The 22,164-nt window shown below is 58.3% G+C and carries 18 protein-coding genes and 2 pseudogenes; 8 read left to right on the top strand and 12 right to left on the bottom strand.

Translation table 11 applies throughout. The features are described from left to right. Window positions 1-23: 23 nt before the first annotated feature. The 5 genes from tssI to ACF6ZU_RS12135 all read left to right on the top strand — a co-directional run bounded on the left by tssI (window position 24) and on the right by ACF6ZU_RS12135 (window position 7,954). Window positions 24-2,060 carry a type VI secretion system tip protein TssI/VgrG gene (tssI, locus tag ACF6ZU_RS12155; protein WP_392892690.1) on the top strand — a complete coding sequence of 679 codons (2,037 nt, stop codon included), beginning with the start codon at window positions 24-26 and terminating at the stop codon, window positions 2,058-2,060. A gap of 11 nt (window positions 2,061-2,071) precedes the next feature. Continuing rightward, window positions 2,072-3,094 carry a sel1 repeat family protein gene (locus tag ACF6ZU_RS12150; protein ID WP_392892688.1) on the top strand — a complete coding sequence of 341 codons (1,023 nt, stop codon included), beginning with the start codon at window positions 2,072-2,074 and terminating at the stop codon, window positions 3,092-3,094. Beyond that, window positions 3,094-6,111, top strand: a complete 3,018-nt coding sequence (locus ACF6ZU_RS12145; protein WP_392892686.1) for a hypothetical protein — start codon at window positions 3,094-3,096, stop codon at window positions 6,109-6,111. Before ACF6ZU_RS12150 ends, ACF6ZU_RS12145 begins: the two co-directional genes overlap by 1 nt. A 3-nt stretch (window positions 6,112-6,114) precedes the next feature. Beyond that, window positions 6,115-6,525, top strand: coding sequence for a hypothetical protein (locus ACF6ZU_RS12140; protein WP_392892684.1), 411 nt, complete (start codon window positions 6,115-6,117; stop codon window positions 6,523-6,525). A 190-nt stretch (window positions 6,526-6,715) separates the two neighbouring features. Beyond that, window positions 6,716-7,954 carry a lysozyme inhibitor LprI family protein gene (locus tag ACF6ZU_RS12135; RefSeq protein WP_392892682.1) on the top strand — a complete coding sequence of 413 codons (1,239 nt, stop codon included), beginning with the start codon at window positions 6,716-6,718 and terminating at the stop codon, window positions 7,952-7,954. Window positions 7,955-8,084: 130 nt separating this feature from the next. On the opposite strand, the pseudogene ACF6ZU_RS12130 reads toward ACF6ZU_RS12135, so the two are convergent. Next, window positions 8,085-8,482: pseudogene (locus ACF6ZU_RS12130) on the bottom strand (DUF6124 family protein). Window positions 8,483-8,982: 500 nt separating this feature from the next. Here ACF6ZU_RS12130 and ACF6ZU_RS12125 point away from each other — a divergent pair. Then, the gene (locus ACF6ZU_RS12125) at window positions 8,983-9,366 is read left to right on the top strand and encodes a helicase (protein ID WP_392892680.1); all 384 of its coding nucleotides are present in this window, start codon (window positions 8,983-8,985) and stop codon (window positions 9,364-9,366) included. Between the two features lie 38 nt (window positions 9,367-9,404). Here ACF6ZU_RS12125 and ACF6ZU_RS12120 read toward each other — a convergent pair whose 3' ends face one another. After that, the gene (locus ACF6ZU_RS12120; protein WP_392892678.1) at window positions 9,405-10,169 is read right to left on the bottom strand and encodes a Fic/DOC family protein; all 765 of its coding nucleotides are present in this window, start codon (window positions 10,167-10,169) and stop codon (window positions 9,405-9,407) included. Beyond that, window positions 10,166-10,423, bottom strand: a complete 258-nt coding sequence (locus tag ACF6ZU_RS12115) for a hypothetical protein (RefSeq protein WP_392892676.1) — start codon at window positions 10,421-10,423, stop codon at window positions 10,166-10,168. Before ACF6ZU_RS12115 ends, ACF6ZU_RS12120 begins: the two co-directional genes overlap by 4 nt. 94 nt (window positions 10,424-10,517) lie before the next feature. On the opposite strand from ACF6ZU_RS12115, the pseudogene ACF6ZU_RS12110 reads away from it, so the two are divergent. Further along, a pseudogene (locus ACF6ZU_RS12110) lies at window positions 10,518-10,634 on the top strand (helicase); the annotation flags it as partial. Window positions 10,635-10,730: 96 nt separating this feature from the next. On the opposite strand, the gene ACF6ZU_RS12105 reads toward ACF6ZU_RS12110, so the two are convergent. The 6 genes from ACF6ZU_RS12105 to exbB form a co-directional block, all read right to left on the bottom strand. Further along, window positions 10,731-12,131, bottom strand: coding sequence for an aminoacyl-tRNA deacylase and HDOD domain-containing protein (locus tag ACF6ZU_RS12105; RefSeq protein WP_392892674.1), 1,401 nt, complete (start codon window positions 12,129-12,131; stop codon window positions 10,731-10,733). 78 nt (window positions 12,132-12,209) lie between these two features. Beyond that, entirely contained in the window at window positions 12,210-14,285 is a 2,076-nt protein-coding gene (gene recG / locus ACF6ZU_RS12100) for an ATP-dependent DNA helicase RecG (RefSeq protein ID WP_392892672.1), read from the bottom strand. 9 nt (window positions 14,286-14,294) lie between these two features. After that, the gene (locus ACF6ZU_RS12095; protein WP_008030615.1) at window positions 14,295-15,224 is read right to left on the bottom strand and encodes a hydrogen peroxide-inducible genes activator; all 930 of its coding nucleotides are present in this window, start codon (window positions 15,222-15,224) and stop codon (window positions 14,295-14,297) included. A gap of 284 nt (window positions 15,225-15,508) precedes the next feature. Beyond that, window positions 15,509-16,255, bottom strand: a complete 747-nt coding sequence (locus tag ACF6ZU_RS12090) for an energy transducer TonB (RefSeq protein WP_392892669.1) — start codon at window positions 16,253-16,255, stop codon at window positions 15,509-15,511. Further along, window positions 16,252-16,680: a TonB system transport protein ExbD gene (gene exbD, locus ACF6ZU_RS12085; RefSeq protein WP_392892667.1), complete on the bottom strand. Its 429-nt coding sequence runs from the start codon at window positions 16,678-16,680 to the stop codon at window positions 16,252-16,254. The genes ACF6ZU_RS12090 and exbD overlap by 4 nt, the downstream gene beginning before the upstream one ends. Before the next feature lie 6 nt (window positions 16,681-16,686). Next, window positions 16,687-17,643: a tonB-system energizer ExbB gene (exbB, locus tag ACF6ZU_RS12080; RefSeq protein WP_392892665.1), complete on the bottom strand. Its 957-nt coding sequence runs from the start codon at window positions 17,641-17,643 to the stop codon at window positions 16,687-16,689. 188 nt (window positions 17,644-17,831) lie between these two features. Here exbB and ACF6ZU_RS12075 point away from each other — a divergent pair, with 188 nt between their 5' ends. Continuing rightward, complete coding sequence (locus tag ACF6ZU_RS12075) at window positions 17,832-18,689, top strand: SDR family oxidoreductase (RefSeq protein WP_392892663.1); 858 nt, start codon at window positions 17,832-17,834, stop codon at window positions 18,687-18,689. Window positions 18,690-18,824: 135 nt separating this feature from the next. Here the strand turns inward: ACF6ZU_RS12075 and ACF6ZU_RS12070 are convergent, their stop codons facing one another. From ACF6ZU_RS12070 to spoT, 3 genes are read right to left on the bottom strand one after another with little or no spacing between them, the layout of a single operon-like run. After that, entirely contained in the window at window positions 18,825-19,565 is a 741-nt protein-coding gene (locus ACF6ZU_RS12070; RefSeq protein WP_392892661.1) for a hypothetical protein, read from the bottom strand. Between the two features lie 57 nt (window positions 19,566-19,622). Next, window positions 19,623-20,003: a RidA family protein gene (locus ACF6ZU_RS12065; RefSeq protein ID WP_003229509.1), complete on the bottom strand. Its 381-nt coding sequence runs from the start codon at window positions 20,001-20,003 to the stop codon at window positions 19,623-19,625. Between the two features lie 25 nt (window positions 20,004-20,028). Next, a complete protein-coding gene (spoT, locus tag ACF6ZU_RS12060) occupies window positions 20,029-22,134 on the bottom strand; it encodes a bifunctional GTP diphosphokinase/guanosine-3',5'-bis pyrophosphate 3'-pyrophosphohydrolase (RefSeq protein ID WP_392892659.1) in 2,106 nt (701 codons plus the stop codon). Window positions 22,135-22,164: the final 30 nt, after the last annotated feature.

Here is a 22,164-nt window from a genome sequence, read left to right as displayed (position 1 = left end):
GACTACCGAACAGGGAGCAAGCAATGTTCAACTCAGCTAACGAGACGCACTTCAGCCTGACGGTGGAAGACTATGTGGGCGACCTGGAAGTGCTGTCGTTCATAGGCACCGAAGGCATCAGCCAGCCGTATCGTTTCGACCTGGAACTGGTCAGCGAAAACCCCGATCTGGACCTGGAAAAGCTCCTGCACAAGCAGGCGTTCCTCGCGTTCGATCCGCAGGGTTCCGGCATCCACGGCCAGATCTACCGCGTCGCCCAGGGCGATGCCGGCAAGCGCCTGACCCGTTACAAGGTTTCCCTGGTGCCGCAACTGCAATACCTGCATCACCGCACCAACCAGCGCATCTACCAGCAGATGTCCGCGCCGAAAATCATCGCGCTGATCCTCGAAGAACACGGCATCAAGGGCAACGCCTACAGCTTCCAGCTCAGCCAGCCGTGCCCGGACCGCGACTACTGCGTGCAATACGACGAAACCGACCTGCACTTCGTCCAGCGCCTGTGCGAAGAAGAAGGCATTCACTACCACTTCCAGCACAGCACCAAAGGTCACCTGTTGGTCTTCGGTGACGACCAGACAGTGTTTCGCAAACTGGGCCAGCCAACGGCTTACGTACAAGGCAGCGGCATGGTCGCCGACGAGCCGGTGATCAAAGGCTTCAAGCTGCGCCTGGAAACCCGCACCAGCCGCACCACCCGCCGCGACTACGACTTCGAAAAACCGCGCCTGCAACTCGAAGCCGCGTACAAACCTGACGGCGAAAGCACCGAGCCGGACCTCGAAAACTACGACTACCCCGGCCGCTTCCTCGACCGCGCGCGGGGCAAATTCCTCAGCCAGCGCGCCCTCGAACGCCACCGTGCCGACTACCGCCAAGCTGAAGGTCGCGGCGACCAGATTCGCCTGATCAGCGGCCACTTCCTGGAAATGTCCGACCACCCGCGCAGCGAGTGGAACGACCTCTGGCTGCTCACCGAAATCGTCCACGAAGGCAAGCAGCCGCAAGTCCTCGAAGAGTCCGTGACCAGCGACACCACCGACAACAAGGACGACTTCCACCAGGGCTACCGCAACCGCTTCCTCGCCACCCCGTGGGACGTGTTCTACCGACCGGCACTGCAACACCCGAAACCCCGCGTACTCGGCAGCCAGACCGCCAAAGTCACCGGCCCCGCCGGCGAAGAAATCCACTGCGACCAATACGGCCGCATCAAAGTGCAATTCCACTGGGACCGCGAGGGCCAGGCCGACGACAAAACCAGCTGCTGGATGCGCGTCTCCTCAAGCTGGGCCGGCGACCGCTACGGCGCCATCGTCATCCCGCGCATCGGCATGGAAGTCCTCGTCACCTTCCTCGAAGGCGACCCCGACCAACCACTGGTGACCGGCTGCCTGTACCACAAGGAAAACCAGGTTCCCTACGACCTGCCGGCGAACAAAACCCGCAGCGTAATCAAAACCCTCAGCTCACCGGGAGGCGGCGGGTACAACGAACTGCGCATTGAAGACAAGAAAGGCGCGGAGCAGATCTTCATCCACGCCCAGCGGGATTGGGATGAAAACATCGAGCACGACCAGAAGATTCGCGTCGGCAATGAACGACACGACACGGTGGTGAAGAACACCTACACCGAGCTCAAGGCTGAAGAGCATCGCACCACGATTGCTGATCGCAAGGTTGAGGCGCGGGTGGATGACCATCTGACGGTTGGGCAGAACCAGCATGTGAAGCTCGGCACCGCTCAACTGACCAGCGTTGGGAAAGAGATCCATCTGAAGGCTGGGGCGAAGATTGTTATCGAGGCCGGGTCGGAGCTAACCATCAAGGGGGGTGGGAGCTTTATCAAGCTGGATGGCGGTGGTGTGACGGTTGTTGGGCCGATTGTGAAGATCAATGCCGGTGGGGCGGCGGGGTCGGGGAGTGGGATCGGGATTAAGCCGCCGGTGCTGCCGGGGGCGGCGGACAAGGATAAGGCGGGGAGTTTGATGGATCAGGCGTTGATGAATGCGCCGCCTGAGAAGGTTAAACCGAAGGCTTTTTTTGTGTTTTCTGAGTGATGAGATTCGAGATGACAGCAAACAAACACATAAGGCTGGTGAAGTGGTATTCCATCGTACTGCTGACCTTAGGCATGCACAGCGGTGCCTTTGCCTCATCGTCCATTGATGCTCAATGTCCAAGCGAAGACTTTGAAGCGTTCGTTGAAGTTTTCGCCTCTCAACCTGAGATACAGACGGCCTTTACTGACTCTCCCGTTCAAGAGATTCGAGTGGTTTTCGATGGTGATAAGCCAAAGGTAGTCAAACGTAAACTCAAAACACTGGACCCTGCTGAACTTAGCGTTCTCATTCCCGAAAAAGCCGCTGAGTTGAATCTCACCATTAAGGTCGAATTGCCTGACAAGGTGATCGTTCGTGACGGTGTGGGCGGGTTTCTGAAAATTTTCGCCTTCAAACACACCAACTGCTGGGTTCTGAGCAGCGTCGAAGATTGGTCGCTTGAAAACGTTTTAGAGGGTGTGGCTCGAACGGAGAGTTTTACGCCCGGTGAGCGAGAGCTGAAGAAAGGTGTGTGGTTTGACCGTCTGGCTAATCATGCTTCGCCCGAGTCCGGTGTTTACCTGTACGCCTCAGCACTGGATAGCTATTTAGCCGGAGCGCAAAACGGTTCGCCGCGAGCGGCATTGTCGGCTGCAGGAATCAGTCTTTCTGGGCAAGCCCCGCGACTGGATAACACCAAAATCCTGGACCTGTTGATGATGGCATCGAAAAGCATCCCGGATGCAGGTTTGACACTCGCGGATTTTTACTGCGACGAGGGTGAATACGACGATGAGCACGCGTGCATCAACCCGCAACTATCGATGACTGCATTGGAAGATGCCGCTCGGAAGGGCTCCAATATCGCATTGACTCGGTTGGGGGAAGTGTATGAGACCGGTACCCTCCAGCCTGCCGATCTTCCTCGGGCCATGGCGTGTTATCAGGAGGCTAAAAAAAATGGACTTGAGTCGCGCGGCGTCGCCCGTCTAGCGGACCAGGGTGTCTTCGCTAACAACTCAATTCAGTGTCTTAAAGCAGGAAGCTTTTGATGAGTACCGGACTACTTGAACAGCGGGCTAACTACCCCCGTACCCAATATGAATACGGTCCTGCCAAGGGCTACAACGACGCTGACAACGATGGTCGAAAGGAAATCGACTGCTCAGGTCTGTTGTACCGGATGCTGAAAGATGCGGGATACACAATCCCTTACCTGACAACGGGACAGTTAAACACTGACGTCACCTACTTCGACGTAGTCCCGCTTGCGAGTGTCGAGGCTGGTGATATTGCCCTGTGGATAAATTTCAACGGACACACAGGTGTAATTGAAAGAATCAATTCGGAGCGGAACGCTGGTGACTTTTTCGGCTCGCAGAGCTCGTCGGGGCCGAAATCCGCCAAGTATGGGGACGGTAGTGGTTACTGGCCAATGCCAGAAAAGTTTTTGCGGCCGAAAGCCCAATACAGGACAGGCGCGCAACCGACGCCAGCGGCAGCGCCCGCCCCAGCAGCTGTTCCAGCGGGACCTGCACCCCTGATGAGTTTCCAGTACCCCTTCCGAAAGGCTGACGGGAAGCAGTTCACCGACGCAGAGGAAGTTTACAAAGCACTCGAAAATGAGAAGTCAGGTCACTACTTGTTGGGTAGCAACAACTTCTGGCATGGCGGTATTCACATCAGCAATGTAAGTGCGCCGCAATGCGTATTGGATGAGCCGGTTCGTTGCATGGCCGATGGTGAAGTCGTCGCTTACCGCCTCAACGACGACTATCTGGAGTCGACATTCGGCGACGGCGACACGGCGAAAAAACTGAAGTACTCCAATTCCTTTTGCCTGGTGCGGCATGAGTACAAGTCGGCGCCCAATCCAGAAGAAGGGCCGAACAAGGGTAAGCAAAACAAGCTGAATTTTTTCAGCCTCTACATGCACCTGTTGCCTCACGCTCGTTACCCTTTATCCCCTGAGGAAACGCCAGCCAAAAAAGTCACCATGAAGGTCGGTGACTTCAATGCCTATCCAACGGCCCCCCCTGCTGGTGTTGTCTCACAGCCCGACGGGAAACTGGTTAATGGAACTCAACTGGAAATTCTCGAAACTGCTGAGAGCGGTGAGCTGACTTATGCCAAAGGCAAAATTCTTTCCGGAAGCGTAAAAAAAGGCACGACCAAAACCCGTGGCGTTGGAGATGTAATCTGGTTCGCTTACCTGAAAAATGGAGTGCCCTACAGGAACACCGCAAACACTCAAATCTGGAAGGAAGAGCTGCTGCCTGAGCGTCTTCGCCCGAACTACTGGCAGGGCAAGGTTAAAGCGAAACTGGTGAAGCGCTTGCCATTGTACGACGCGCCTGCAACCCCCACTAACGGACAGCCCGCCGGAAGCCCTAAAGGGACGCTGCAGTTGAACGTTGACAGCGTCATCGAATTCGACAGCAAAGAAGTGTTAAACCTGACCGTCGGTAATCAAACACAGCGCATGGCCGCCTGCACATTAGTGAGTGGCGCGCTTTGGGGGAATGGTGTCGTGCCGCCAACGTTCTGGGCCTGTGTGGAGAACGTACTGCCGAATAAATGCGTAAGCTGGCAGACCGTCACGCCCAGCGAATTCGATAGTGTTGTGGTTGCTGGCACCGGCATCAAGGCGGGTGACCCGATTGGCTATCTGGGGCAGACCGAAAACCTCACCAGCGAGCAAGGCGCGTCGGACAGCAAGTTTCAGGTTCATGTTGAAATATTCACCGCCGAAGCGGACGTGAAAGATTTCCTGAAAAACTTCGCTGGCCTTAAAACAGGCAAACAGTACCTCCAATTGCCAGCCGGAACAGAGCTCAAGAACGCAGCCCCGGCGACTGGTACGACACCACTGAAGCTCAATCACGCCGTCGACCTCGGCAAGACCCCGGTGATAAAGGTCGGCACGGAAGATTGGTACAACGTAAGCGTTACTGACGACGGTCAACCGGTCAGCGGCCTGGTACAAAAAGCAGGCGCGAACATCATCACCCAGCACGACTGGGAAAAACTGGGATACCAGATTGTTGAAGAAACGAACGCTACGGCGGATGGTTTTCTTGACCCTGAAGACATGCCGCAGTTCTTCAAAGACTTGTTCGCCAAAATTGACGCAAACCACGACGGCCAAGTCGATTCAGCTGAGCTAGCGGAAGCGCTAAAAAATGCCGAAACACGTTCACGGTGGTCGAAGCTGATCGCTCATCATCCGACCGAATGGAAGGACAAAGCGGACTCTGGTAAGTGGAGCAAGTTGGATCAGTTGTTGGAAACCTCACCCAAGACGTTGAAGCATGAGAAAGAGCGGATCAGCAAGTATGTTTTTTGGGGTGAGCTTTCCGGGAAAGCGGCCATCGAATCAGGTTTGATTTATCACTTTCATCCAATAGGATTTATCGCAAACTCCCTTGCCGTGGATGATGACAATGATTTGAGGTGGCTGAAGGTCGATAAAGGCCAGTTGACATTTGACGTGGAGGGGAATGATCTGGAAGATCCGGCGAACCCATTGCATATGTATTTCAGTCGGAAGGTCCATTGGCCTGGAGGCGTTTCTGGAGTCACTATTGGGAGAGGCTACGACCTTGGCCAGAGACCTAATCCCGAAAGTGATCTTGCTGCTGTAGGGATTAAAGAACCATTGCTGGGTTGGCTATTGGGGGCAAAAGGTTTAAGTGGGAGTGCCGCAAGAAACTATCTGCAGAGCGCGAGCCCGGAAATCAGAAAAATATTCATAACCCGGAAACAGCAGCATCAATTGTTCGTGCCAATTTATGAATTCATGAAAAGTGAAGTTGTGAGGATATCGGATAAAACCGATGCTATTAATCTTTACGGCCGTTTGAATTGGGATTCTACAAATCCTAGAATTCAGGATATGGCCATCGACTTGATTTATCGAGGTGACTACACAGGGGATTCCAGGGCTCTTATTCAAAGACATATGACAGACAATAATTTGTCTGCATTTTCAGATGTGATAGGCGATCGCTCGAAATGGGGCAATGTGCCTGAAGATCGGTTTAATAGACGTGTTGATTATCTTAGGTGATTTATGAACTTTTCAAAGTTGATGCCATTATTTTGTGTTTTTTACCTGGGACACGCAGCAGCTGAAATTCCAGATATCGGCTCTGTCTCGGAAGTTGGGGCCGGTCGCGTTGGCAATAATGTCGTCAGATATGTAAAAACATTCGGCAATAGTTGTCTTTATGTTCAGGTGATTAGCCCTGAAAAAAACTGGAAAGTTCTGTCTTCTTCGAATTTCTGCACCTTTGAAGGTAAAAAATTCGGTTCGGACTTTGCTGATGCTGGTTTCGAGGATATTTCGGTGAAAGCTGACGGGGTTCATTTGACACTTAGTATTACCCCTCTGCAGCCAACCGGTGAGCAGCGCAGAAGCTGTGTCATTCCTGTTGCGGCAGCGGTAATTAAAGACTTGAGCTGTTCCGAATCAGGGAAATAACTGCGAGGCGTCAATTTATTTAGCTGTCTCCTTCTCTGACTAAGGGAGGCAGCAGATAAATCCGCCCCCTTGGTTGGGTGTGGGTAGTGTGATGGTGGTTGACAGAGGTTGTTAGTTGTATTGTTTTGGGTTGTATATAAGTGCATTCGCTGTTTTATTTCTGTATATGCATCAATACAAGGAAATGGTATTGACTAGGTTTTTGTTGCTGGTGATGTTCTTGTGTCCACCGATTGTGGCTGCTGAACCGATCTTTCAATCCCTGCGGTCGTGCGCGCAGAAAGGGAGCGCAACGAATAATTGCTCGGTGGTGCTGGATGGCAATGGTTATATGTTGGATGCCGGTTCCGCTAAGACGTTATCCGACACGGCGGAGCCGACCGGCGCTTTGAATTCATTTGAGCTCTATCGGGATGGCAGTCAGTACATTCTGGCTAATGAAAGTCTTTCCAGTGCTCGGTCCCGCCGCTGGGTGGTGTTTGGATACGAAGGTGGAAGAATTGAACTACAGAGGATTTACATCTTCTCCTTAGATACCTCTAAACAGTCGGGGCCTTACTGGCACGGTTACGACTGCCGACCTGACTCCAAACAATTCACTCCGTCAAGCGGTGTGCCTTTCAGTGAATCAGCTATGCAGGCATTGTGTGGAGATGTTGAGGGTGACGTGGTCGTTGTGCCGATAGACCCATCCGTCTCTGTGCCCTCCAAATCCGTGGGCGTAAGCGTTCCCGTGTATAGAGCCCGAACCCGCGCAGGCGTTGCGACTTACGTATTTGCTGGAAGTGACGAGCCGAATCTGCCAACGGTGTCCTGTCTGTCTAATTGCGTTTCCAGCCCATCGGAAAAGACCAGGTCGCCGGCGGGGAATGCTTCACCTGCTTCAAGGGTTTCCGCTAGCGCAAAGGAAACCTGCAACCCCGACAGCTTCACCAATCCCGATTTGATCACTTGCGGTCAGCAAAGCCTTGAGAAAGTCGATGCCGTCTTGAATGAGCAATACAAGAAAGCAATGGCCAGCTTGTCTCCCGCAGACAAGAAGCAACTGACCGATGTACAAAGAAAGTGGGTGCGCTTTAAAGAAGCGTATTGCGAGGATATCTATCAGTCCGCTTTGCCGGGAGCTGAGGCGCCCATCGAGAAGCTTGCGTGTTTGGCACGTGCAACCAATGCCCGGTTGGGTGAGCTCATTTATCTACAGACAGGGCTGCCGAATGATGGCTTTTACAAAGCTGCATCGTTGATGGCAGGGCAGGATCGAGAAAGCGGCCTAAAGGGCTCGATCAACCTGCTAGGCGGAGTTGAATTCGACGATCCGGTTTGGAAGCTATACGCCGATGCGCAGTGCGACATGAGTTTCCGTCTGATGCGCGAAGACCTTGCCTATTGCGCTGTACGAATGCGCTTTCAGTTACCTATGAACCGCTAAAAACGTGACTGGTTTGGACTTGCCGCCCGAGACAGGCTGTCGAGTCAGGGATGATCGAGAAAGGGGGCGCGAGTCCCCTTTTTTACGTCGATTGATGCGCCACCATCATCAGCAAGCCGGCTCCTACAGGTCAGCTGGCTCGGCTTTGTTGCTTGGCGAAAATAGCCGCCATTTCTGGTTCATCTAGATGATCCAGCGCTCGTTCAACCAGCAAATGCACCCCGTCGGCCATGCGGCTGAGCGCCAGGGCTACGGAGCGGCTTGAGCCGCCCACACCTCCGCTAGGCCGGCTGCGATGGCGCTGATGGACAGGAGGTCTTCCGAAGCGTTGGCGAGGAGGGTTTCGGTGTTGATGTCGGGGCAGACGCTGAAGAGGTCGCCGTTGCGACGTTTGGATTTTTGATCCGGTGGTGTGCCGAGGTGATGGTCGAGGGCGCGTTCAGCGGCTTCGTGGAGTTTTTTGGAATCGGAGGATTCGTAGGGGGAGGTGGCTTCGTGTTCTGGGGGATTCGGCGTTGGCTTTATCATTGGTGTTTCCCGATATGTGTTGTGGATGTCGCCGCCTCCTCTTCGCTTGCATTCGAATAAGGGTGGCATCCGTGCGCAGGTGTGCAAGACCAGGCATATCGGAACCCGGCAGACCCAAAAGGGCCTCCCACGCACAGCCGCCATAAAGCATTTACAGCGAGCAAGAAAGACGCTCGATGTTCGGTTGGCGAATATGCGGCGATATGTACCGGACTTGCACGTCCGTGTCACCGTTTTTGAGGTAACGAACAAAGACTATCGGTGCAGCCGATGCCTGCCTAGTTCATGAACAACGCCACGTGTTGAAGGAAATATCCGATGTCCCCGAGCGTAGAAACCTCAACAAGCCTCAGCTTTAAACAACACCGTTTCGTCAATGACTTGGTAGTCATCAGCGTCAAAAACCACGGCATCTTCTTCTAACACTACGCAACAGTGGCGTTCTTACTCGAAGCCGCTACACTGCGCCGGCCGTTCATTTTTCTCTTGAGGCTGTGCGCATGAAATTTCGTTTTCTTCTGTGGATGCTGGGTTTGTTGATGGGTAAGGCCAGTCGGACCAATCCTGCGTTTCAACAGCAGTTGGGCGACAAGGAGTTGGTGTTCCAGCTGCAGACCCTGGACGGGAAAGTGGCGCGGCATTTCTTTGTGAAGGATCAGCGCATTACCAGCAAGTCGGGCGTATATGCCGAGCCGGCATTTGCGATTGCCTTTAAAGATGCGGCGTATGGTTTTGCGACGATGCAGGCGAAGAACAAGCAGTTGGCGTTTATGACGGGGATTCAGGACAAGTCGATTCAGATCAAGGGCAACCCGGCGTTGGTGATCTGGTTCCAGGGCTTGACCAAGTATTTGAAGCCGCGCAAGGCGAAGCCAAAGGTTTGAGGGCTCTTTGGATCTTCGCCCAGAGCGCGTTAGCTTTTTCAGTTATCTGATTCGGAAGCCTCCCGGTTGTCGAGGGGCTTTGCTCTGTATGTCTGGTAGATCTGCTGGACTTCCGGACTGTCCAGGCTTTCGTAGGTAATGCCTTCCTTGTCCAGGCCATCCAGGCCTCTAATGCCGCTGATGGTTGCTGGCCAGTCGTCGCGACTGGATATATCGACCACGAACGGTTTCAGGTAGTTATCGAGATACCCCTCACGAGGTTCTCGAATCTCGTCGCTGAGTGCCCGCAGGTAGTCGTCCTTGTTTGTCCTGGACCAGTCGATTGCGAATTTGGCTCGATAGCAGAGTTCCATGAAGACCAACAGAATCGTGCGTCCGTTGCCGTCGAGGAAGGGGTGTGCGAAAGCCAACTGGCCCATCACTCCGCCTGGATGGTCTCTAAAGCGTTTTTTGTCTGCTGCGAGCTTAAGCGCGTAGTCGACGGACATTTTGATGGAGTCCGGGCGCTCGAACACGGTGCTTCTGGGGTCGTTGAAGGAGCCCTTGAAGACTGCCAGGTGAGGGACAAGCTCGTTCCGATCTTTTCCTGCCCAGTGATAAAAGCCGGAGAACAGGATTTCGTGAACGTTGAGTACTGTCTGGTAATCGATTGGCTTTTTCTTGGCCAAATAGGCCAGCGCATCTTCGATGCTTAATTCGAACGAAAGATGCTCTGACTCTTTTACTTCGGTGGGATCTTTCAGTTGCAGCGAATTTTGAAGATAACCTGCAGTTTCAAAGTCGCCGAACGGATCAAAAGTCATGCGCTTTGTTTCTTTGAGCGTCTTTCCTGAAGGTAGCGACCTTGAAGTGCCAAGGTTTCAGACTTGCTCAGGACGCCTTTCTTCTTGAGGTTGACGAGCAATTGTTCGACGCCGTCCAACTCAACGACATCGCCAGCCATACGGGTAATGATCACCGCCATGAGGCTCATGCCGTCGGGATCAGCAGAGACCATATGATCTTTGGCAAGCTTGCGGACTTGGCTTGCAACACTGACAGCAGCTGTTTGGGTCATCGGAAAGCCCTCTATTTGCAGTCAAATCATAGCAGGGCACTTGCTCGTTGTCCCAGTTGGCCGATAGCCGCGGATTGGACGAAAAACAAGCAGGCGGGGGATTCAGGACAAGTCGATTCAGATCAAGGGCAACCCGGCGTTGGTGATCTGGTTTCAGGGGTTGACCAAGTATTTGAAGCCGCGCAAGGCGAAGGTTGCTGCCAAGGTTTGAGGTGGTCAGGTGGACCGGGGTGGGTTCATCGCGAGCAGGCTCGCTCCCACAGGCATCGCGTACATCCTGTGGGAGCGAGCCTGCTCGCGATTGCTTTCAGGCCTGGCTGAACTGCGAAGCCAGTTCGCGCAGCAGTACTTCGGCTTCGAGGACTTTGGTCACGACGTCGTTGGCTTTTTCGCGGGTCAGGCCGACGCGTTCCAGCAGGGCGTCGGGGATGTCTTCATCCGGGCCGGAGCCGATGCCGCGACCGCGCAGCAGGCGCACGGACAGGCACACGAGGTTCGGGTACTCGGCGTAGGCGCCGTCGTAGCTCGGGTCGTGCTGGAAGCGCAGCGCGGTGGCCAGTTCTTCGGGCATGTCCCAGTAGCGCATCAGCCATGAGCCGATCTGTTCGCGGCTGATGCCGAGCAGGTGTTGCTCGACGTAGCTGTGGCACAGGTGCGGGTTGACCTCCAGGTGGCGGCAGATCAGCGAGAAGTGCGGCGGGAACACATGGGCCAGCAGTAGGTAGCCGAAATTGTGCAGCAGGCCGGCGAGGTAAGTCAGGCCGGCTTCCGGGCGCTGGGCGCGCGGCATGGCGCGGGTCAGGCCTTCGATGACGGCGGCGGTGTAGATCGATTGCTGCCAGTACGGCGTGGTGTGTTGCGGATGATCTTTCGGCAGGCTGAGGGTTTTACCCAGGGCCAGGCCCAGCGCGAGGTTGATCACCAGGTCGAAACCCAGCACGCGGACGATGGCGTCTTCCACCGAACGAATCTTGCCCGGCGAGGCGTAGTACGGCGACGCTGCCCAGCTCACCACTTGTGCGGCCAGGGCCGGGTCGGTTTCTACCACGCCGGTGATGTCGTCGATGGTGGCGTTAGGGTCGACGCGCAATTTGATGATCTTCTGCGCGGTCTCGGCCAGCGGCGGAATTTCGATGGTCGCTTCCAGGCGTTGCTGGATGCGGCGCGCGGTGAACGCTTGAACGGCCTGGGTGATTTCCTCGCGGTCATCATCGGGGCGGTCGAGGTTCGGACGGATGCGGGTCAGGTTTTCGCCGAAGTTGGCGGCACTGGCCTTGGTCAGCATGGTCTTGAACGCTTCGCTGGTGATCTCCAGCAGTACGCCCGGCTCGCCCGAGTTGATCAGCAACTTCGGTTCGCGCAGCAGGCTTTCTTCGTACAGGCATGGCGAACTGGTCAGCGCCGGCAGGCCGGGCAACAGGCTCAGGCTGTGTTTGCCGAGCATCTTTTCCAGGCGTTCGGTCGGCACGGCGGTGAGGCGGCGGCCAGTCAGTTCGGCGAGGCGATTGAGGTCAAGCAACTGGCTCTGCGGGAACAGCACCATCAGCGCGCCCACGGCGTCGTCGAGCAGCACTGCCTGCACTTTGCGCGAGGCGTTCAGGCCGTGGTGGTCGAGGACTTCTTCGTAGGCGATGCCCAGTTTGCCGAGCAGCAGCCGAATAACAGACGGAGCGTGCGGGGTTTCGGGGGCGAGGGCAGCTTCAGTCATGGTCTGTATCCGTATTCAAACAATTGCAGGAGTATAACCAGCTTGGTCAAAAGCATCGTCGAGAAACTGCGACGGTGCTCACACTTGGCCGTATTGCTGCCCATGGCGCAACCAGCGGTCGAGCAGCGGGCTGACGTGATCGGGCCAACGCTCCAGCAATGCCTGGGCGGCGTCGCGCACGGCGGGCAGCAGATCAGCGTCGCGCATCAGGTCCGCGACCTTGAATTGAAGCAGACCGGTCTGCCGCGTGCCGAGCATTTCGCCGGGGCCGCGCAGTTCCAGGTCTTTTTCGGCGATCACAAAGCCGTCGTTGGTTTCACGCATGATACCCAGGCGCTGCCGGCCGATCTGTGACAGCGGCGGATGGTAGAGCAGCACGCAATGGCTGGCGGCGCTGCCCCGACCGACGCGGCCGCGCAATTGGTGCAGTTGCGCGAGGCCGAGGCGCTCGGGGTTTTCGATGATCATCAGGCTGGCGTTGGGCACGTCGACGCCGACTTCAATCACGGTGGTCGCGACCAGCAATTGCAGGTTGCCGGCCTTGAACTCGGCCATCACGGCGGCTTTCTCGGCGGGTTTCATGCGACCGTGAATCAGCCCGACCTTCAACTCGCCGAGGGCGGCGGTGAGGTCCTCAAAGGTGGTTTCCGCCGCCTGGCAGGTCAGTTCTTCCGACTCCTCGATCAGCGTGCACACCCAATAGGCCTGACGCCCTTCGGCACAGGCGCCGCGCACCCGTTCGATGACTTCGACGCGGCGGGTGTCGGTGACCAGCACGGTGTTCACCGGGGTTCGGCCGGGCGGTAGTTCGTCGAGGATCGAGGTGTCGAGGTCGGCGTAGGCGCTCATCGCCAGCGTCCGTGGAATCGGTGTGGCGGTCATGATCAGCTGATGCGGGCACATCCGCCCGCCGACGCCTTTCTGCCGCAACGCCAGCCGCTGTTGCACGCCGAAACGGTGTTGTTCGTCGATGATCACCAGCGCAAGGTTCTTGAACTGCACTTCGTCCTGGAACAGCGCATGGGTGCCGACCACCATCGGTGCGCCGCTGGCGATCTGTTCCAGCGCGGCCGCGCGGTTCTTGCCCTTGAGCTTGCCGGCCAGCCAAGCGACTTCAATGCCCAGCGGTTCGAGCCAGCGTTTGAAGGTGATGAAATGCTGCTCGGCGAGGATCTCGGTGGGCGCCATCAAGGCCACTTGATAACCCGCTTCCAGTGCCTGAAGCGCGGCGAGGGCTGCGACCACGGTTTTGCCCGCACCGACGTCGCCCTGAATCAGCCGCAGCATCGGTTCATGCTGGCTGAGGTCGTAGGCGATTTCGTTGCCGACGCGCTGCTGGGCGCCAGTCGGATTGAAGCCGAGATTGGCCAGGTATTTGGACGGCAGTTTGGTCGCTTTCGGCATCGCCGGCGCGCGCAGGGAGCGCATGCTTTCGCGCAGGCGTTGCTGCGACAGTTGATGGGTCAGCAGTTCTTCGAACGCCAGACGGTGCTGCGCCCAGTGGTGACCGAGGGCGAGCTCATCGACATCGGCATCGGCGGGCGGGTGATGCAGGTAGCGGATCGCGTCGGCCAGTGGTGCGAGTTGATAGTCCCGCGCCAGTTCGGTCGGCAGCCAGTCGGGCAGGCTGGTCGGGCCGAGCATCGTCAGGGTTTGCATGCACAACTGGCGCAGGCGTTGCTGGGTCAGGCCTTCGGTGAGCGGGTAGACCGGGGTCAGGGTTTCATCCACCGGTGGAGGCTCGTCGCCGGTGAGGGCACGGTATTCCGGGTGGTAGATCTCCAGCCCCGACGCACCGGGCCGCGCTTCGCCGTAGCAGCGAATCCGCGTGCCGCGCTTGAGGCCTTCTTTCTGCGCATTGCTGAAGTGGTAGAAGCGCAGGCTGAGTCCGCCGGTGCCGTCCTGCAGGCGCACGACCAGGCTGCGGCGCCGGCCCATGACCACGTCGGCACCGCTGACGGTGCCTTCGATCACGGCGTCTTGCCCCGGTCGCAAGTGGCCGATCGGCACCACGCGGGTGCGATCCTGATAACGCAATGGCAGGTGAAACAGCACGTCCTGGAGATTCTCCAGGCCGACCTTGGCCAGTTTCTCGGCCATGGCCTCGCCGACACCCTTGAGTGCCGTGACCGACACTTGCGACAACTCGGTCATGACTGCAACTTAAGCCGCAGCCACCGGCGCGGGCGGCTTGGCCACCGAGCACAGGCGAATGGAGTCAGCGAGAATCTCAATGGCCTTCGGACGCGGGAAGCTCGCGCGCCAGGCAATGGCCACGGTGCGGAACGGCACCGGCGCGGTCAGTGGGCGCACTTCAATCACGCCCGGGGCGTAATGGTGGCTGTCCACCGCCGACAGCGGCAGGATCGAAATCCCGAGACCCGAAGCGACCATGTGGCGAATGGTTTCCAGGGAGCTGGATTCCACGGTGGTGTGCTTGGCGCCGTCGTTGCCTTTGGTCAGGGTCGGGCAGGCTTCCAGCACTTGATCGCGGAAGCAGTGGCCCTCGCCGAGCAGCAGCAGGCTCTTGTCGTTGAGCAGGGCGGCGTCGATGGATTCTTTTTGCGTCCACGGGTGCTGGGCCGGCATCAGGACGTAGAACGGCTCGTCGTAGAGCTGCAGGGTCAGGACGTCGGCTTCGTTGAACGGCAGGGCGATGATGATCGCGTCGAGCTCGCCGTTGCGCAGTTTGTCGCGCAGCACGTGGGTGAAGTTTTCTTCGATGTACAACGGCATCTGCGGGGCGACCCGGTGCAGTTGTGGAATCAGGTGTGGAAACAGATAAGGGCCGACGGTGTAGATGGCGCCGACTTTCAGCGGGGCGGTCAGCTGGTTCTTGCCGGCCTGGGCCAGTTCGCGAATGCCTTGGGCCTGTTCCAGGACTTTTTGCGCCTGGGCCACGATGCCTTCGCCGACCGGGGTCAGGCGCACGGCGCTCTTGCTGCGCTCGAAAATCAGCACACCGAGTTCGTCTTCAAGCTTTTTCACGCCCACCGACAGGGTCGGTTGACTGACGTGGCAGCGCTCGGCCGCATGGCCGAAGTGCTGCTCTTGGGCGAGGGTAACGATGTAGCGTAATTCTGTAAGAGTCATAGCGAGCGTCCATGAAGTTGCGGGCCAAGCATAACGGCTGCAATCGATAGACGCACGTTATCAGAGAGAGTGTGTCGAGTGACACCGGGCAATGCAGGTTTGCCGCTGGCGGATATGCAAAAGGCACCTTTTGGGTGCCTTTTGCATATCCTGTTACCGCCGCAGAACCTGTAGGAGCGAGCCTGCTCGCGAAAAACCTGAAGCCACCGCGGGGTGTCAGACTTCAAACGTCATCGTTCACTTCCATCGCGAGCAAGCTCGCTCCTACAGTGGTTCGCGGTGATTTAGCGGCGGCGTTCCAGCGAGTAAACAAACGGCGCAACAATTTCGATGGAGCCGTTGTTCAGCATGTCGGCCGGTGGCTTGGGCAGCGGTTGCGCGCGGCGGATCATTTCCAGGGTGGCCCGGTCCAGATCGGCGTTACCGGAGCGGCCCACCAGTTCGAACGACAGCACGTTACCTTCCCCATCCACCACGAAGCGCAGACGGTTCAAACCTTCCTTGCCCCGTGCCTGCGCACTGGCCGGGTACTTTTTGTACTTGGCCAAGTGAGCGAGCAACGTCCCTTGCCAGCTGGCCTTGGCGGCTTGCTGCGCGGGCGACGGACCCGGTGCCGGCTGGGCGGATTTCTCCGTCGGTGCCTGGGTTGGTTGCGCGTCGCTCGGTTTTTCCTCGGCCGGCTTTTCCTTCGGTGGCTCCGGTTTCTTCTCCACAGGCTTGGGCGGCTGAGGCTTCGGCTTGGGTTTCACTGGTTTCGGCACGGCGATCTCGGCCTTCGGCGCTTCAGCCAGTTTCGGGATCGGCAGTTCTTCCACCGGTGCCGGTGGTTGTGGCGGCGTTATCACCTTCGGCGGTGCCGGAGGAGGCGGGGCCGGAACTGGCGCCAACTCGACCATCATCGCCTGGGGCGGCAGCTCGATCGGTGGGCGCGACGTCCAGTTCAGCGCCAGCGCAATGGCCAGCGCATGAACGCCCAGCACTACGGCCAGGCTACCGCCGTAACGCGTCAGCTTATGGCGCGTCGTGATCATTTCTTGACTGCCGTCTCGAGTCCGACCAGGCCGACCTTCAGGTAGCCAGCCGAGCGCAGGTTGTCCATCACGCTCATCAGGTCGCCGTAGTCCACACCTTTATCGGCCTGGAAGAAGATCGTCGTGTCTTTCTTGCCCTGGGTCCTGGCGTCCAGCGTGGCGCCGAGCGCTTCAGCCTTCACTTCCTCTTCGCCGAGGAACAGACGCTGGTCAGCCTTGACGCTGAGGAACACCGGCTTCTCTGGCCGCGGCGCCGGTTTGGCGGTCGAGGCAGGCAGGTCAACCTTGATGTCCACGGTGGCCAGCGGGGCCGCCACCATGAAGATGATCAACAGCACCAGCATCACGTCGATGAACGGCGTGACGTTGATTTCGTGGTTCTCGGCCAGATCGTCGTCTGCGCCTTCTTTCAAATGCAGGCCCATGGCCGATTACCCCACTTTCACCATGTGCGGTTGCGAGCTGCGCTCAGGCTGGTGGTCGAGGTCGCGGCTGACCAGCAGCAGGACTTCTGCCGATGCGTCGGACACTTGCGCCTTGTAACCGGCGATGGAGCGGGCGAAGACGTTGTAGATCACAACGGCCGGGATCGCGGCAACCAGACCCAGCGCGGTGGCCAGCAGGGCTTCGGCGATGCCGGGCGCAACGACGGCGAGGTTGGTGGTCTGGGTTTTGGCGATGCCGATGAAGCTGTTCATGATGCCCCACACGGTACCGAACAGGCCGACGAACGGCGCGGTGGAGCCGATGGTAGCGAGCACGCCCGTGCCGCTGCTCATGTTGCGACCGCAGGCGGCGACCAGACGCTCGAGACGGAAGGCCACACGCTCCTTGATGCCTTCTTTTTCGCGGCTGTTGGTCGACAGGTGCATTTCTTCAAGTGCATCGTGGACCAGCAGGTTGGCGAGGGTGCCGGGCTTGGCCGCCGTCGCGCTGGCTTCTTTAAGGGTGGAGGCCTTTTTCAGGTGGACGATTTCGGTACGCAGACGACGCTTGGCGCCCATCAGCTCAAAGCCCTTGGCGATCCAGATGGTCCAGGTGATGATCGACGCGATGGCCAGGCCGATCATCACGATTTTCACGATGATGTCGGCGTTCTGGTACATGCCCCACGGCGACAGGTCATGGGCCATGCCCAGGGTGTTGTCGGCTTCGAGGACTTCAGGAGCGTCTTCGGCAGTGGCGTCTACAGCCTGGACCGGCTCGATGGCCGCCGGTGCGGCGTGATCGGCTGGAGCCGGTGCTGCGGCGGCAGCCGGGGTGGCGGGTGCTTGTGCGTCAGCGAATGCGGCGACCGGCGCCAGCATCAGGCTGAGCAGCAGGGCGGCCACTGCGCTCCAGGCGCGAGGTCGTTTGGTTGGCGAGGCGGGGAATTGATTGCGTGTCATGCTGGCCGGACCTGAGAGAAAAAGACGGTAAATGTTCTTCCAGGCCTCGAAGGCCGAGAACAAAAGTGGCGAGCATTATTGCAAGTAATTCTTGTTAACAGAAGTAATAGAGTATCTTTTTTTCCTGCATTACTAGCCGCTCGTCCATTGCCGGCGCTAGTCTGTGGCTTTCCGATAGGAGTTTCTTGATGTCCGCGCCATCTGTTTTGATCGCCGGCTGCGGTGATGTCGGCAGTCGTCTGGCCACGCAATTGTTGGCCGCAGGGTGGGAAGTTCATGGCCTGCGGCGTAACGTCTCGCGTCTGCCCGAGGGCGTGATCGGCGTCGCCGGCGACTTGTTCAACAAGGACTGCCCGGACACCTGGCCGGTCGGTGCGGTGGATTACCTGGTGTATTGCGCCGCTGCGACCGATCACGATGAGGCGGGCTATCGCGCGGCCTATATCGAGGGCCTGAAGCATGTGCTGGAGTGGCTGGGCGATTACGGTCAGGTGCCGAATCGCTTGTTGTTCGTTTCCAGCAGCAGCGTTTACGGCCAGCAGGACGGCGAGTGGGTCGATGAGACTTCCCCGGCGGTGGCGGCGGGCTTTTCAGGGCGCGTGATGCTCGAAGCGGAGCAAATCGCTCTCGACAGCGGTATCCCCGCGAGCATCGTGCGTTTGACCGGCATTTATGGCCCGGGCCGCGAGTGGTTGTTGACCCAGGTGCGTCGCGGTTATCGCGTGGCGATCGATCCGCCTTTATATGGCAATCGCATTCACGCCGATGACGCGGCCGGGTTGATGGCGTTTCTGCTTGAGGCGGATCGGAAAGGTACAGCGCTGGATAACATCTATATCGGAGTCGACGACGCGCCAGCGCCGTTGGCCGAAGTGGTCGACTGGTTGCGCGAGTATCTGGGCGTGACAGAGTGGGATGACGATGCGAGCGTGCGGCGCACCGGCAGCAAGCAGTGCAGCAATGCGCGGGCGAAGACGTTGGGCTGGGAGCCGAAGTACCCGAGCTATCGCGAAGGTTATGCGGCCATTCTCGAAGGCCGCTGCTGATTTCCGGTCACCCCAAACAATTGTAGGAGCCGGCTTGCCGGCGATGAGGCCGCATCAGTCAACTATGATGTTGGATGTTACGGCCTCATCGCCAGCAAGCTGGCTCCTACAGTTGTTTTGCGTGGGGCTTTCGGGTTACTGCTTTTCCAGCAACCACTTGCGATCACCCGGCGTGAACTGCGGCATTTCGTCTGCCTGCGCGGTGTTCACCGCCTGCAGAATCTCCAGCTCCTTGCCCTTGCGCGCAAAGATCCAGGTGTTGCCCTGGCCGTTCTGTTGCAACCACATGTTGTCGTTGCCGCCGCTCATCGAAGCGCAGTCGCCAGCCAGGCACAGCGCATAGCGATCCGCACCCGGCAAGCCGGTCACTTGACCGTCAGCCTGAAATTGCACGGTGCTGCCTTCACCGGGGCCGCTGACGACTGTCCAGCTACCACCCATGTAGGCCGAGTACAGCGCGCGTTCGAAGCTGGCGCCAATCGGTGCGCCATCCGGCACCGGGATCAGTGCGCGGTCGAACACTTGTGCCGATTCGTTTTCGGTTGCAGCCTGGCTCAGTTGCTTGCCGTCGCGCTTCAGCTCACTGCCGGAGCTGCCATAAAAGTCGATTTTCCAGGCGCCGGACTCTTCGCCCAGCAACTTGCCATCGACGTTTTCGAAACCATTGGTGTAGCGGGCTTGGCCGGCCTTGGTGTTGATGTCCCATTCCAGGTTCGGGCCATAGGCCTGGAGTGCTTCACGCAGTGGGCCGCCTTTGGACGCAGCGTCGATCGCCACCTGGTTGATCCAGGTGCCGCTGATGTCACGGTCGGCAGGGTTGCTGGCACATCCGCCCAGGAACAGGGCGACCAGCGAGAGGGCTAGCGCTTGGCGCATGGTGAAATCCTTTCAGAAACAAAGTCGGCGCAACCTCGCAAGGCTGCGCCGGACGCATTACTCGATGACCAGAATGGCATCCATTTCTACCTGCGAACCCTTCGGCAGGGCGGCAACGCCGATGGCGGCGCGGGCAGGGTATGGCTGGTCAAAGTACTTGCCCATGATCTCGTTGACCTTGGCGAAGTGGCTCAGGTCGGTGAGGAAGATGTTCAGTTTGACGATGTCCTTGAACGAACCGCCTGCCGCTTCGGCTACGGCCTTGAGGTTCTCGAACACCTGGACGGTCTGGGCTTCGAAGCCTTCAACCAGTTCCATGGTTTTTGGGTCCAGAGGAATCTGGCCCGACATGTAAACGGTGTTGCCAGCCTTGATCGCCTGGGAGTAAGTGCCGATGGCGGCCGGGGCTTTATCGCTGGTGATAACAGTCTTGGTCATGAATGACTCCTTGTAATAGGTGGGCTTAGGCGCGCATGCGGGTGATGCGGATCACCCCGGTCAATGCGCGCAGTTTCTTGATCACTCGGGCCAGATGCACGCGGTCGTGCACGCTGACCACCAGTTGGACCACGCTGATGCGACCATCGCGTTCGTCCATGCTGATTTTCTCGATATTGCCGTCGGCCGCGTTGACGCTGCTGGCCAGCAGCGCGATCAGGCCGCGCTGGTGTTCCAGCTCCACGCGCAGCTCGACGTTGAATTCGCCGGTGACATCCTTGGCCCACGAGAGCTGGATGCATTTTTCCGGGTTGTGGCGGATTTCGCTGATGTTGCGGCAGTTGTCCAGGTGCACGACCATGCCTTTGCCCGCCGACAGGTGACCGACAATCGGGTCGCCCGGAATCGGCGTGCAGCACTTGGCGTAGCTGAGGACCAGGCCTTCGGTGCCGCGAATCGCCAGCGGGCCTTCCGCACTCGGCAGTTGCTCGCCTTCGCCCAGCAGGCGACGGGCGACCACGTAAGCCATGCGATTGCCCAGACCGATGTCTTCGAGCAGGTCTTCGATCAGTTCGAGACGGTATTCGGTGAGCATGGCCTTGACGCGCTCGGCCGGAATTTTGTCCAGGGCGCTGTCGAAACCGTTGAGGACTTTGTTCAGCAGGCGTTCGCCGAGGCTGATGGATTCCGAGCGGCGTTGCAGTTTCAGCGCATGGCGGATGTGCGTTCGCGCCTTGCCGGTGACCACGAAGTTGAGCCAGGCCGGATTCGGCCGCGCGCCAGGGGCGCTGACGATCTCGACCGTGGAGCCGCTTTGCAGCGGCTCGGACAGCGGCGCGAGTCGGCGATTGATCCGGCAGGCAATGCAGCTGTTGCCAACATCGGTGTGCACCGCATACGCGAAGTCGACCGCAGTGGAGCCTTTGGGCAGCTCCATGATCCGGCCTTTGGGCGTGAACACGTAGACCTCGTCCGGGAACAGGTCGATCTTCACGCTTTCGATGAATTCCAGCGAGTTGCCGGCGCGTTGCTGCATTTCCAGCACGCCCTTGACCCACTGGCGGGCGCGGGCGTGAGTGCCTTTCGGCTGCTCTTCGCCACTGGATTTGTACAGCCAATGGGCGGCGATGCCGTTGTTGGCCATCTCTTCCATTTCACGGGTGCGGATCTGGATCTCGATCGGTACGCCGTGCATGCCGAACAACGTGGTGTGCAGCGACTGATAGCCGTTGGCCTTGGGGATCGCGATGTAATCCTTGAAGCGCCCCGGCAACGGTTTGTACAAATTATGAACAGCGCCTAGCACGCGGTAGCAGGTGTCGACCTTGTCGACGATGATCCGGAACGCGTAGACGTCCATGATCTCGTTGAAGGCCCGACGTTTGCCGCGCATTTTCTTGTAGATGCCGTAGAGGTGTTTCTGGCGACCGCTGACTTCGCCCTGAATCCCGTCGATGGCCAGGCAGTGGCCGAGGGATTCTTCGATCTTGTTGACGATTTCCTTGCGGTTGCCCCGGGCGCGTTTGACGGCCTGGTTGATCCGCGCGGAACGCATCGGGTGCATGGCCTTGAAGCCGAGGTCTTCGAATTCTATGCGGATGGCGTGCATGCCCAGCCGATTGGCGATGGGCGCATAGATTTCCAGGGTTTCCTTGGCGATCCGCCGGCGCTTTTCGCCGGACAGGACTTCCAGCGTGCGCATGTTGTGCAGGCGGTCGGCGAGCTTGACCAGGATCACGCGAATGTCGCGCGCCATGGCCATGGCCATTTTCTGGAAGTTTTCGGCTTGTGCTTCGGCCTTGGTCTCGAAGTTCATCTGGGTCAGCTTGCTGACGCCATCGACCAGTTCGGCCACGGTTTCGCCGAACTGCGCTTGCAGCGCTTCCTTGGCAATACCGGTGTCTTCGATCACGTCATGCAGCATTGCAGCCATCAAGCTCTGATGGTCCATGTGCATGTCGGCAAGAATGTTTGCCACGGCAAGAGGATGCGTGACGTACGCCTCACCGCTACGGCGGCGTTGGCCGTCGTGGGCTTGTTCGGCGTAGAAGTACGCTCGGCGGACCAGATTGACCTGGTCCTTGCCGAGGTAGGCCGATAAGCGATCGGCGAGGGCGTCTATGCTCGGCATGATGACTCCTGCCGTTCGCTGTGACCCCGC

The organism is Pseudomonas migulae, assembly GCF_043225285.1.
GTDB lineage: Bacteria > Pseudomonadota > Gammaproteobacteria > Pseudomonadales > Pseudomonadaceae > Aquipseudomonas > Aquipseudomonas migulae_C.
This window is presented reverse-complemented; position numbering and strand designations above follow the sequence as displayed.